The organism is Myxacorys sp. (genome assembly GCF_059501405.1).
The window spans coordinates 24,583-35,625 of the sequence record NZ_JCACCM010000077.1; the positions used below are offsets into that span (position 1 = coordinate 24,583).

Below are 11,043 nucleotides of genomic sequence, written 5' to 3' on the forward strand. Positions count from 1 at the left end.
GCGTGGCGCTAATCGCTGCTGAAGCTTCTATAACTTCCAGGGTAAAAATGCACTCAAATCCCCTAAATTTCCGTTTGGAAACAGGGATGAAGCATCGAGAATCTTAAATTGCACCAACGCTAGAATCACGAGGCTATAGGCTGTTGAAGAAAGGACACCTACTAAAAGTTCTTTTTTGATATTTCGTTCTTTGGGCTGGTCGTTGAGAACTTCAACTGCACCAAACTGCATCAGCAAGACTCCCGCGATGTTCGAGAGCCAATAGCCTGCGATCGTACCTGGCAAAAACCAATCTTGAGACACCCAGCTACACAGATAACCAAACCCGTAGGCAACAGGCAGGTTAAAAAACACGTCATTCCAAAAGCTGAGGGGTGATAGCAAGTAACCGATCACAAATAGCAAACCTCCTTTTGTCTTTTTGAAGAAGCTTGATTTGGACTGGCTGTTTTCCTGAAGTGACTGCTCAGCAGCCGCTTCCGACTGGGCTTGTTCTAACTCTGTCGACGGCTCACTAACCCTAGTAAAGTTACTCATCTAAAATACTTAATCTTTATCGGCTTATCGTATTTTACATAAAACTGCTTGAAAAATACTAAATTCCGATCGGTTTGCCGTATTTTTTAATTGATACTAAGAACTTGCTGAGAAAAAGACAAGACAACTCGTAGATTTGCTTGCTTAGAATGAGTTTCATCCGACAAAAGGGAGATTTATAGTTGCAAGCAGTAGTAGCAATCTTACGGAGTTCTGCCGAACTGATCGCACCATCAATCATCACTTGACTCACCAATCACTTGACTCACCAATCACGCTTAGATTCCAGCTCTAGACCGGGGATAAAAGCTAGAGCAGGATAGCGAAAGAAGGCTTTAGTGATTGTCAAGAAACCTTGACACAAAATCCGTGTTCTTTCCGTACCTAATTTCCAAAATTCATATCCTCTGCATTTCTTCTGAGAATTCCCACTATGCGAGTAGGAATTCCTAAGCAAGTTCTACACGAAGATGCATCCCGAAAGGCCACTTTAACACCGTAGATTATTGAAATCCCCGGTAATCAGATGAACTTATTACCCTTTCAATCTTGTCATTCACCAATCCTATTGACTCCTCTAAACACTAGCGCTAGCGTATTTTCAGAAGCCCGATGCGACCTTCCTACCGCTACAGAACGAAAAAGGAGACAGCGACGATGACCGAAACAGAAATGACCGAAACAGAATTCACAACGCTCGAGATGCAAGTTTGCCTCCAAGACTGCACCAATGTGCATAAGATTTGCCTGGATGCGATGTCTCGTTATCTGAAGACGGCTGGCAAGAGCGTAGATATGAACCTCGTCTGCATGCTGCGCGATTGTGCGGAGATGTGCATGATGTGCATGAACCTGATTATGGATGGTTCTGAATTTATGGGGCGTACAGCGACAATTTGTGCAGATATGTGTGAGAAGTGCGCCGTAGCGTGCGAAATGATCAACGACAATGTAGATATGATGGCATGTGCATTAGCTTGTCGTCAGTGCGCAGAAAGTTGTAAAACGCTAGGACGTCAATCGATCGCCTACTTCCGTAGACCAAATTTTGTGACGGAGGACGTACTGTTCTCTAAATAATTTATCTAAATAATATAGAGAAACTGTAATCCGTTCGAAAAAAGTGCGATACTCCGAAGTTTGCAGAGCGATCGCGGTAATGCTAACGCAGATTTCCTAGAGGGTTGTTAACCACCGTTCCTGTGTAGTGAGGCATCCAACCTTCTACCGTGGTGAAGTATCGCACCGCTTTCAGATGTAGAGACACAGACAGGCTAAACCAATGTTCTGTATTTGCAGGAATGTGAATGTAGTCTTGGGGCTGCACCAGCAGTTGCAGTTGCGTACCGTCTGCCTGCGTAAACCCAAAAATTGCTTCTCCCGCTAAGATGTGAAGCGCTTCGGGAGCAGAATGCGTGTGGTAACGGCTGTAGGTCGTCATTAATGGGTAAAGATTTGCCGACCCCGGATGCAAGGTGAGTAAATCAGACCAACTATACTCGCCTTCCTGCTTCAGAAATGCAAAGCGGCTGTCATAGAATTCTAAAATCTGCTGCTTTGCCGTTTCGCCCAACAAATCCTGCGACAGCAGATCGCAAAGTAGCGGCGATGTTTCTGAGTCAAACTGCTTAAGACGGACATTCAGAGGGGAAAGCTCAGTAACGATGTCGTTTAGCTTAGTCAGAATAGCGCCGTTAGAATGCAGCAGGATAGGCATAATTCAGAGAAATGGTTTGGGATCTGAATATAGGTCAATGAATCTTTGCTAAGCATACCAGCGAATTTGATCTAATTTCAACTCATTGCCGAGCGGAGAACCGTAGATTCTTAGATCTCTGACATTATTCAAATCCCTCTGAACGCTTCCAATAGCGCTAATCTTGGAAGAGCGGCATAACTACGCTCCTTTAAGTGTAGTTGTGCCGCCATAACGAGTTTGCCTACATTTTCAGGACGTTTTCTGATTTGGAGCGCTGCCTTTAATGCGCCGTCCATTGCAGTATTGATGAAATTCCGTTTTCTCTCGCTAGCTCTTCACCACATATGATCGCAACCTCATCACTTACCTTGTAATACTTGATCACTCTATATTCAAGCGCGACAGACGATCGCAATTCATATTGCGCTGCGAAAGGACTTGGGCTATTCTTAGAATAAACTACGGTTATTCGATCAAGGAACCGGGGTTTTAGCAGGTTTTGCTAGGGTTTGGTGTTCTATCCTTCCGGGCACAGCCTAATGCACCTGCTGTCTGTAGTTGTTTATGTGCAAAGGTTAAAAATTTTATGGCGATCGTCGTTGAAAATGTCTCCCGGCAATTTGGCAACTTCAAGGCTGTCGATCAGGTGAGCTTAGAGATCAAAACAGGTTCTCTAGTCGCTTTACTTGGGCCCTCTGGTTCAGGAAAGTCTACCCTTTTGCGCCTCATAGCAGGGCTAGAACGTCCAGACAGCGGTATCATCCGCTTACGGGATCAAGACGTGACCCAACACAGCGTGCAAGAGCGCAACATTGGTTTTGTGTTTCAGCATTATGCCCTGTTTAAGCATTTGACGGTTCGCCAAAATATCGGCTTTGGATTGGAAATCAACAAAGCACCCAAAGGCAAAATCAAAGCACGGGTAGAGGAATTACTAGACTTGATTCAACTAGAGGGACTCGGCGATCGCTATCCGTCCCAACTATCGGGTGGACAACGCCAACGAGTGGCTCTTGCACGGGCACTGGCGGCAGAACCTGAAGTGCTGCTCTTAGACGAACCGTTCGGGGCGCTCGATGCAAAGGTGCGGAAGGATTTACGGGCGTGGCTGCGGAAACTCCACGATGAAGTGAAAGTGACTGCCGTGTTTGTCACCCACGATCAAGAAGAAGCGATGGAAGTTGCGGATGAACTGGTCGTGATGAACAAAGGACGCATTGAGCAAATTGGAACTCCGGCAGAGGTGTATGATCGCCCGGCTACGGCATTTGTGATGAGTTTTATTGGTCCGGTGAATGTGTTGCCAAGCACGTCTCGGCTGTTCCAAGACAACCATCTTGACATTACAGAACCAGAGGTTTTCTTGCGTCCTCGCGATCTACAAGTGGAGACGAGTCGCGGTGAAACCAAAGCGATCGCGAGGGTAAGTCGTTTGATCAATTTGGGGTGGCAAGTGGAAGCGGAATTAATCCTTGAAGATGGTCATTCTGTCCATGCAATTTTCACGCGCGACCAGTATGAGCAATTACGGCTGAGTCCGCAGCAACAGGTTTATGTGAGACCCAAGCATCCTAAAGCATTTCATAGTCGCGAAGCTTTGAAACTGGCTTCGTAATGGAATAAATCCCACTTTGCAGCATGCTCGGTTGTGTTGCAAATTCTTTTTAGTGGTAATTGAACTGCATCGATCATGTTGCTTTAAGCGATATCTTCAAACAGTTCTTCGATAAGCTTCGCTTGAGACAGACGATCCCCTTGGCTGATGCCATTCGCTTGCCCTTTGCGAATCATACTCATTGCTTCGATGCCGCTTAAGATGCGTCTTCCTATAAGGGAAAGTCGCAAAGGCTAAAACCAGACTCAATCCCAAACTCGATAACGGCTTCTTCACCCAAACTCTCCCATCAGAAACTATCCGATTTGCATGTGATAGAAGCTCAGTAAACATTTACTGAGTGGTGAGTAGCGTAATCTGATCGAGTGCAGCTTGAGATCGTCCTGCATTCTCAAGCTGTGAAAAAAATCTTGCGGCTTGTTTAAAGTCTGAAGCCTGACTGCCTGACAGAAGTAGGTGAAAGCCAATAGAGATAGGATTGAGAGGAGAGATAGGATTGATAGAGAGGGTAGAGAGACATGAGAGGCTGGAGTTACCACACAACAGCGCTCTGCTATGTCACACCCTACCCAACTGTATGGTCAATTATTCGGCTTCCTGCGTCAATACTGCCGCGCTCAAGATCTACGGCACCTCAAAGCGCTGGCATGGATGGTGAGCGCCTTAATCTGTAGCGGACAACTGAGTTTGCCTGCTTGGGAACCCTATGTGCCGAGTCGAGCCACCAAAGCGCAAAGTGTGGAGCGGCGTGGCGACGTTTGTTAGGCAATCAACGGGTGCGGGTTAACCAGATATACCTGCCGTTAGTGATGGTTGCGTTCAGTGGATGGAGCCATCATCGGTTGTATCTTGCTTTGGACACCCCCGTCTTGTGGAACCGCTATTGCATGATTCACCTGTCCGTTGTTTGTTGTGGGCGTGCAGTGCCATTGCTGTGGCGAGTCTTGGAGCATGGCAGTGCGACTGTTGCCTTCCAGGAGTATCGACTGTTGCTGCGAAAAGCTCGCTGGTTGTTGCGCCAGCATCAGGATGTGATGCTGTTGGCTGATCGAGGATTTGCCAATCATGAGTTGATGGAGTGGTTACAAGCGAGTCGGTGGCACTACTTGTTTACGCTTACCCTCCGATGTCCTGCTGCAGGGTGCCAGTCGCTATCCCAAGATGGTTAGCAGGTTATATCCACCCTTGGGAGAAGCTCGGTTGTACCATCAGGTGCGGTTATGGGCAGATGGAGTGTGTCGTTGCAATCTAGCCCTAGCAACAGTTAGAGGAGCTAAGGAATCATGGGCAGTGATCACAGATGAGTCTCCCTTGTTGCAAACTTTGTGGCAATATGCGCTCCGCTTTCAAGTTGAAGAATTATTTTTAGATAGCAAGTCAGGGGCGTTTGAGTTAGAAGATTCTCGTCTACGCACTGAAGCCGCCTTGGAACGGCTCTATCTGGTTGCGGCACTGGCTCTGCTCTATGCCACCACACAGGGAATGTCTGTGCAAATCGCGGGGTTGCGTCAACAGGTTGACCCCCACTGGCGGCGTGGCATTAGCTACCTCAAAATTGCGTTGCGTTGGCTGCAGGGCGTTGTGCATAAAGGACGGCAACTCCTGTCTCCGATGGCGTTGCTGCCAAAAGACCCACACCCCTGTTTTGCATCGAAGCGGGCTGAACGTGATTTTTATGACCAAATTTGGTTTACTCGAATTCGTTCCCTAACCTGTAAATCTTGATCTGCTTGTCATTCACCTAAATGTGTCAGGCAGCCAGCAGAGCTACTATTCCCAACCCTTCACGACAAAATTAGACATCTAACGTTCCCCGTCAGCGGTTACCAAGATCTTTGCAACACCACAAGAGGCTTGGGTCAATCCGCTGCACCAGGGTCGTTAGACCTTAAACCCGCAGAAACGACACAATCGCTTGCATATCCTTCTCAAGATCTTTGTTAACCCAGACAGGACCAGCAAGTGGGTGATCTTCAATGGCTCTTTTACCCCAAACTGCTTCGGCAATACAAATTCCTTGACTAGATTTCAGATTCAGCATAATGCAATCACGACCTTGTTTTTGACGAACGTTGATTGACTCAATTTCTGAAATAGGAAATTTGGTAGTTCTGCACACCAATAGCTGTTTCTGAGTGACGCGAACCCAATTCTCTGTTTTGTTAAATTCACATCTATAAATCCGTTTACTGATAAAACGTTTACAGGCAGATATAAGCATTACTATGGACAACACAACCAAAAAGCCATTGCCGATTGGACGATTCAACGACCAACCGAACGACCTAATCTGAAGCGTGGTTTGAGTTGGATCGTTGATAAATCTTTGAATTTTAGCAGTGGCAGATTCGTCAGCTTTAGATGAGCGACTCATTAATTGAATCTCACCGCTCTGTGTTTTTACGATCGCTACAGAGTCGGTATAACTACAATTCGCGCCCTGACTACCACGCCTAAAGCCACAAATGGGTTCAGATCTAACGCTTTGTATGACGATGGACTGTTCGATCTGCCAGTTGCCCACCATATGCCGTGTGAGCTGGCATTGAGATAGCTCTCCGTCACGATGGCAACTTATTTCTGGCACGGTCGTGGCGATCAAAATCGATCCAGCACCGATGATTAAGCAGCAGGCGATCGCTAATCGTTCACCCGTTTGATGATGTTGTGTGACTAATTCAGTCGTGGTTTGCTTCAGAATCTTCATAACCAATGTTACTCGTTCACCACGATGCCTTCATACAACAGAGGGTCTAACGGTGAAGTTGTGCGACGGCAGATAACCTTGAGTTCCGACCGGTAACTTCTGCTCCGTCCACACCAACCTAGGGTTGAGCAGCTTGGCTACCACTGTTGCAAAAACTCTAACGACTTTTCCATAAATATATTGCATTTCATTTATGTCTGTTTTTGATGTAGACAAAATTTTGCTCTCCAAACGGTTACATCTATGAAGAGCCGATGGAAAAATCACCTTTAGCGTTTAGAGGAAGTGGGCGCACCCAAATCGAATGTTGTCACTCAGAAAACAAGCCTAGACAAATCACTAATTCTGAGTTTCCATAGATAGCCGTACTTATTGCGATTTGCCCACAGGTCAGCTTTGAATGCTCCATAGTTGCCGAAGTTGTGAGCGCATCCGGGGTGATTAGAGTGATGCAAGTTGCATAACGGAAATACTTGCCAAAGGGGAAACTCAAACCCTGGCAAAGGCAAGCTGTAACCCCATAGAAGCGGAATTAGCACGAAACCAAATAGAGATAGAGAAGTGATCACAGTTGCCATTATAGACAACAACGCAACAGGATACACAACCGGAATGCCGTAGAATGCATGATGCGCTTCAGTAGCAGGGGCTGAGCAGCAAACACACTTCCCACGAGTCAGAGCCTTTGCCCGTTTTGCCGTTCTGCGCCGTTTCTGAGGATGGTAGCGCTTGAAAGCTTTAGGATTACTGACCCATCCATCACGTTTTAGATATGCCATTGTCTTATTTCCGAGAGGTACAAATCGCCGCGATCGCAGAGGGAAATGCCCAAGCGATGGACTGAGGGACAGAGCAGCCAATGAGGAGCGATGCCAGTCCTGAAATGCTGGTGAAAATCGTGGTCTTGAGCGCGATCGCAATGAGAGTTTTGCGGCGATGCTAGAGGAACGCCGCTGCAAGCTGTTGACCTGAAAGGCGATCGTTCTCTAGTTCAGTTCCACATTGCTGTTGCAAGAATCGATCAATGCCAGGGTGATACCGTTCACTAAATCCCTGCTGCATTGCTGCAAGCTTGGCATCAGCGACGATCGCGCCTAGCTCTAAATCTTCCTCAATTCCCAGATCTAAGGGAATGTCTGGTAGTTGTTTGATTTGCTTCATTGGTCTTCAGGGTTTGAGCTAGAGCCACAAAACCAGAGAAAGTGATCGCACTGAGGATGAGAAGCGCGGTTAGAGTTATCAAGTTTTGCCACAGTTCAGAACGGTGATGGGCTTGAGCTTACCGCCGTGCGTGAGCCGTCAAAATGTCGATCGCCTCTAAATCATCGCCGTGGCAAGAGAGATAGCCTGTAGAAGTCGCAGTGAACTGAATCGGGGATTTACTCATTCTCTTCATCCCCATACAGATCGGATTCTTTAACGCCGTGAGCTTCGTAAATCGCATCTTTCAGCAAGGTTTTGACCTTTTGCTGAGATGTCTTAACGTGTGACTGGAAAAGTTTTAAGTTTGCTGAGAATCGATCTTCATAGACCTGATATGCCTTAGCAAATGGCGCATCAGCCGCCGCGATCGCAACTTCGCTTAGTTCATCCTCTAAATCAATTTCGGGCGCTGTTTCCTGTTGAGGCGTGAGGTTCTGTTTCTGTTTCTGCTTAGGCTCCGTTTGGTTGACTAACTGAGAGGGGGCTTTAGACGGTTGACCTTTAACTAAATCAGACATTTTTGACTCCTATACAATCAGGGGGTTAGTGAGTTTCTTCGCTAGAAAGTTTTGAATCAATTCGTCACAGTCCTCTCGCGATCCGCCCGCAAGCTTGACAAATTCCAGGGCGGCGGCGTCTCCCTGCTTGGTGCAAAGTTCGACAAAGCTTTCTCTAGATGAATACGGGCGAATACGCTTGTAGCAAGCGAGAACATAGAGCCGCCAAACTCCTTCGCAATCGATGGGCGTATATTCTGGCAAGCCGATCGCCGTGCAGTCACGGCTAATGATGGACGGGTCTATCCCTCCAAACATTTCGGCAATTTCTCGACGGGAAAAGGTAATAGGCTCTACTGCCGAAGGGGATGGCAAGTGGGGTAGGGGATCTCTAGGGCGGCGTCTGGTCATGCGAATCATGCGAAGTATGGCGGGCATGTGATTCTAGAAAAACGTGCGATGAACATGCGATGTCATGCAAACACTGTTAGCGCTTCAAGGGGCAAAGTCGCATGAATTCTGAAAGCTCAAAATCGCTGCAATTCAAATGGGAATAGATTTCAGGAGTTTTAAGCGGTGCAAGGTAGCATGTCATGCTACATCACCGATTTGAACGACTTCAAATCGGGCAGAAGCTGAAGCTTGGGTCCAATCGTTGAAAAAATGATGGGTGTCTTTGCTTCCATCGATCGCGCCTTCAGTCTTTCTAATTGCTCAATCAGCGAGTCACTCTCCACGGGCACAAGATAGCGATTCTTCATCAGATTGCGAATCATATTAAAATCGCCACGCTGTCTGCCCTGCTCATCAATCCAGCTATAGCCCTGACACAGAATGTTGAGATTGCTACGGATGTTAGAGTCTTCTGTGATTCCCAGTGAGGCTACGTTATAGCTTTGAGTGTCTACAAGTAGACATACATTCATTTCTCTACCTACTGTCACTAGGGTTGAGAGTTTTTTCGAGTAGTTGGTTTTGTACCATTTCTCTTCGCGGCAGGTGTCATAGATTGAGTGCCAGTCTGACAGAATCAGCCTCACGGGTTGAGTCTTAAATGATTCCCTTGCCGACTCAGGAGCGCGGCGGCGAGCGTCGAAGATGTTGTAAACCTCATTGATCGCCGCGAGTGCCAACAATGGATCAAGCGGGTCAAAGAGTGCCGTTCTACCGCGTTCCCGCAGTCCGCAGAAAGAATCGTTCTTCTGAGCAATCACCCACGCTTGAAGGTTAGGAAACTTGGCAAACATCCGATTCAGAATGTATGCCTCACTAACGCTTTTCCCGGTCCCGGTAGCACTCGCGAACACAGTCGAAATATCCGAAACGACAATCTCATCGAGAGCCTGACAGATTCCCGGTTGTTCGATGGGCGCTTGTGCAGTGGGCGGTGGTGGCGGTTGTGCGGGTTGGGGTATGGGCGCGGGCGCGGGTTGGGGTGCAACTGGAACCATGGACGGCGCGGACGTTGCAGGTTGCGCAGGTTGTGCAGTTGGTGCAGCGGGCGGCGCAGGTTGTGGTTCGTCTTCTGCGTCATCTCCCGCGTCTAAGTCCATCTCCATATCATCGGGATCGACTCCCAGATATTCGGCATAGTAGCGACGCGCATCATCTTCAGCAATCACTTCGTCAACTTGCAGTTTCGCCCCTGCATGGAGCTGCAATTTCTGCACTTTCGCTTGGGCGATCGTCTCATTCTGCATGTAGGCGATGTTCTCCTCTTGCAGTCTGAACCGTTCTGCAACTCCTTCTCTTTTCTCAACGGTTTGAGATGCCTTAATCGTGAAGGCGAACGAACCAGCACCAATTGCAGCAGAGAAGAGAGAAGATAACAGCATCCCACCACTTTTCTGCTGAGAAGTTAGGGAACTCGTAGCGCAGAGGATGCCCAACACGCCAACCGCAATTCCTAGACCAATATGCGTTCTGTTCAACTCGCCTTCATTGGGCATGTGCTGCACCGTCATTTTGTTGGCCTCCGAAACAACAAACTTGCGCCCACTGCCACGAGTAACGCGACGGCGGGAATGGTGGCCTGTAATCCAAACTTCTGACTAGATGGTTCTGCCATCGTGCCGTAGATGGCATCCCATGAGCCGCCAACAATACCGAAGAGGACGATTACGCCAATCATCACCGCTAGAATGCGTTCTGAAGTGCGACGGGATAAGCAGGTATAGACAATGCAACCCACGATCGCCAATCCCACGATGAGCAGATATCCGGGCATGACACCGGGGATGAGGCGAGCGAAAAGGGTTGCGCCCAAACCGATTGAGAACAGTAACCCAACGCGAGAAATGCCGCGAACGATGTCATGAAAGGTGAGCGGTTTGGGCGCTTCCTCGACTTCCCAATCGCCACCGGGAACGAGAAAGGAATTACCTTGCTTCAGCCTGCGCGGGTCATAGATGAAGCCTTCGTCATTGTCGAACATGGCTCAAGTCCTCAGTTAAACAGCGCTGTCACAGCGTTACCCCTACGGGGCTTAACGGTCCTGCCGTTGATGTAGTCGGTGAACTCGCGCCGCTCCTCCGATCTCAACTTCGCCTCTTCTGGTTGTTCTTTAATCCGGTTGATATCGTCGTTGACCTTTTGACGGCTCACCGTGCGATCGACGCGCATTTGAGCAACGGCTTTCTTCCGCATTGCTGCGAGTTCTGATTTGAATTTGTTCTTGCCTGACGTGAGATCCAGTTTGCCTTTACGCCGAGCGAGTTGGATTCCATGCTGAGTAGACTTAATCGGCAATAGCTTAATCTAGAAGACATATAGTTATTCTCGCTCG

At 48.0% G+C, this 11,043-nt stretch carries 15 protein-coding genes; 5 read left to right on the top strand and 10 right to left on the bottom strand.

Annotated features, from left to right (window positions below):
* Positions 1–27: 27 nt before the first annotated feature.
* Positions 28–537, bottom strand: coding sequence for a DUF7980 family protein (locus AC5I6P_RS07705; protein ID WP_495693169.1), 510 nt, complete (start codon positions 535–537; stop codon positions 28–30).
* A gap of 657 nt (positions 538–1,194) precedes the next feature.
* Here AC5I6P_RS07705 and AC5I6P_RS07710 point away from each other — a divergent pair.
* Positions 1,195–1,617: a four-helix bundle copper-binding protein gene (locus tag AC5I6P_RS07710; protein WP_495693170.1), complete on the top strand. Its 423-nt coding sequence runs from the start codon at positions 1,195–1,197 to the stop codon at positions 1,615–1,617.
* Positions 1,618–1,699: 82 nt separating this feature from the next.
* Here the strand turns inward: AC5I6P_RS07710 and AC5I6P_RS07715 are convergent, their stop codons facing one another.
* A complete protein-coding gene (locus AC5I6P_RS07715; RefSeq protein WP_495693171.1) occupies positions 1,700–2,254 on the bottom strand; it encodes a hypothetical protein in 555 nt (184 codons plus the stop codon).
* Positions 2,255–2,822: 568 nt separating this feature from the next.
* On the opposite strand from AC5I6P_RS07715, the gene AC5I6P_RS07720 reads away from it, so the two are divergent.
* From AC5I6P_RS07720 to AC5I6P_RS07735, 4 genes are all read left to right on the top strand, one after another.
* Complete coding sequence (locus tag AC5I6P_RS07720; RefSeq protein WP_495693172.1) at positions 2,823–3,851, top strand: sulfate/molybdate ABC transporter ATP-binding protein; 1,029 nt, start codon at positions 2,823–2,825, stop codon at positions 3,849–3,851.
* Positions 3,852–4,406: 555 nt separating this feature from the next.
* Complete coding sequence (locus AC5I6P_RS07725; RefSeq protein WP_495693173.1) at positions 4,407–4,616, top strand: hypothetical protein; 210 nt, start codon at positions 4,407–4,409, stop codon at positions 4,614–4,616.
* 44 nt (positions 4,617–4,660) lie between these two features.
* Positions 4,661–5,020, top strand: a complete 360-nt coding sequence (locus AC5I6P_RS07730; RefSeq protein ID WP_495693174.1) for a transposase — start codon at positions 4,661–4,663, stop codon at positions 5,018–5,020.
* The gene (locus tag AC5I6P_RS07735) at positions 5,013–5,576 is read left to right on the top strand and encodes a transposase family protein (protein ID WP_495693175.1); all 564 of its coding nucleotides are present in this window, start codon (positions 5,013–5,015) and stop codon (positions 5,574–5,576) included. The genes AC5I6P_RS07730 and AC5I6P_RS07735 overlap by 8 nt, the downstream gene beginning before the upstream one ends.
* Positions 5,577–5,739: 163 nt before the next feature.
* Here the strand turns inward: AC5I6P_RS07735 and AC5I6P_RS07740 are convergent, their stop codons facing one another.
* From AC5I6P_RS07740 to AC5I6P_RS07775, 8 genes are all read right to left on the bottom strand, one after another.
* Positions 5,740–6,225, bottom strand: coding sequence for a hypothetical protein (locus AC5I6P_RS07740; protein WP_495693176.1), 486 nt, complete (start codon positions 6,223–6,225; stop codon positions 5,740–5,742).
* A gap of 647 nt (positions 6,226–6,872) precedes the next feature.
* Entirely contained in the window at positions 6,873–7,517 is a 645-nt protein-coding gene (locus AC5I6P_RS07745; RefSeq protein WP_495693177.1) for a hypothetical protein, read from the bottom strand.
* Positions 7,498–7,719 (bottom strand): hypothetical protein, encoded by a 222-nt coding sequence (locus tag AC5I6P_RS07750; RefSeq protein ID WP_495693178.1) that lies wholly within the window; start codon positions 7,717–7,719, stop codon positions 7,498–7,500. Before AC5I6P_RS07750 ends, AC5I6P_RS07745 begins: the two co-directional genes overlap by 20 nt.
* A 218-nt stretch (positions 7,720–7,937) precedes the next feature.
* Positions 7,938–8,279 (bottom strand): hypothetical protein, encoded by a 342-nt coding sequence (locus AC5I6P_RS07755; RefSeq protein WP_495693179.1) that lies wholly within the window; start codon positions 8,277–8,279, stop codon positions 7,938–7,940.
* Between the two features lie 9 nt (positions 8,280–8,288).
* Positions 8,289–8,696: a hypothetical protein gene (locus AC5I6P_RS07760; protein ID WP_495693180.1), complete on the bottom strand. Its 408-nt coding sequence runs from the start codon at positions 8,694–8,696 to the stop codon at positions 8,289–8,291.
* Between the two features lie 158 nt (positions 8,697–8,854).
* A complete protein-coding gene (locus AC5I6P_RS07765) occupies positions 8,855–10,222 on the bottom strand; it encodes a hypothetical protein (protein ID WP_495693181.1) in 1,368 nt (455 codons plus the stop codon).
* Positions 10,219–10,692, bottom strand: a complete 474-nt coding sequence (locus AC5I6P_RS07770) for a hypothetical protein (protein ID WP_495693182.1) — start codon at positions 10,690–10,692, stop codon at positions 10,219–10,221. Before AC5I6P_RS07770 ends, AC5I6P_RS07765 begins: the two co-directional genes overlap by 4 nt.
* An 11-nt stretch (positions 10,693–10,703) precedes the next feature.
* Entirely contained in the window at positions 10,704–11,006 is a 303-nt protein-coding gene (locus AC5I6P_RS07775; protein ID WP_495693183.1) for a hypothetical protein, read from the bottom strand.
* Positions 11,007–11,043 lie beyond the last annotated feature (37 nt).

Bases quoted from the DNA above. Each gene is read 5' to 3' on its own strand.
- AC5I6P_RS07760 (WP_495693180.1), bottom strand. From the start codon at position 8,696: ATGCCCGCCATACTTCGCATGATTCGCATGACCAGACGCCGCCCTAGA.
- AC5I6P_RS07730 (WP_495693174.1), top strand. From the start codon at position 4,661: ATGGTTGCGTTCAGTGGATGGAGCCATCATCGGTTGTATCTTGCTTTG.
- AC5I6P_RS07735 (WP_495693175.1), top strand. From the start codon at position 5,013: ATGGTTAGCAGGTTATATCCACCCTTGGGAGAAGCTCGGTTGTACCAT.
- AC5I6P_RS07750 (WP_495693178.1), bottom strand. From the start codon at position 7,719: ATGAAGCAAATCAAACAACTACCAGACATTCCCTTAGATCTGGGAATT.
- AC5I6P_RS07725 (WP_495693173.1), top strand. From the start codon at position 4,407: ATGTCACACCCTACCCAACTGTATGGTCAATTATTCGGCTTCCTGCGT.
- AC5I6P_RS07705 (WP_495693169.1), bottom strand. From the start codon at position 537: ATGAGTAACTTTACTAGGGTTAGTGAGCCGTCGACAGAGTTAGAACAA.
- AC5I6P_RS07765 (WP_495693181.1), bottom strand. From the start codon at position 10,222: ATGACGGTGCAGCACATGCCCAATGAAGGCGAGTTGAACAGAACGCAT.
- AC5I6P_RS07755 (WP_495693179.1), bottom strand. From the start codon at position 8,279: ATGTCTGATTTAGTTAAAGGTCAACCGTCTAAAGCCCCCTCTCAGTTA.
- AC5I6P_RS07710 (WP_495693170.1), top strand. From the start codon at position 1,195: ATGACCGAAACAGAAATGACCGAAACAGAATTCACAACGCTCGAGATG.
- AC5I6P_RS07715 (WP_495693171.1), bottom strand. From the start codon at position 2,254: ATGCCTATCCTGCTGCATTCTAACGGCGCTATTCTGACTAAGCTAAAC.
- AC5I6P_RS07770 (WP_495693182.1), bottom strand. From the start codon at position 10,692: ATGTTCGACAATGACGAAGGCTTCATCTATGACCCGCGCAGGCTGAAG.
- AC5I6P_RS07740 (WP_495693176.1), bottom strand. From the start codon at position 6,225: ATGAGTCGCTCATCTAAAGCTGACGAATCTGCCACTGCTAAAATTCAA.
- AC5I6P_RS07720 (WP_495693172.1), top strand. From the start codon at position 2,823: ATGGCGATCGTCGTTGAAAATGTCTCCCGGCAATTTGGCAACTTCAAG.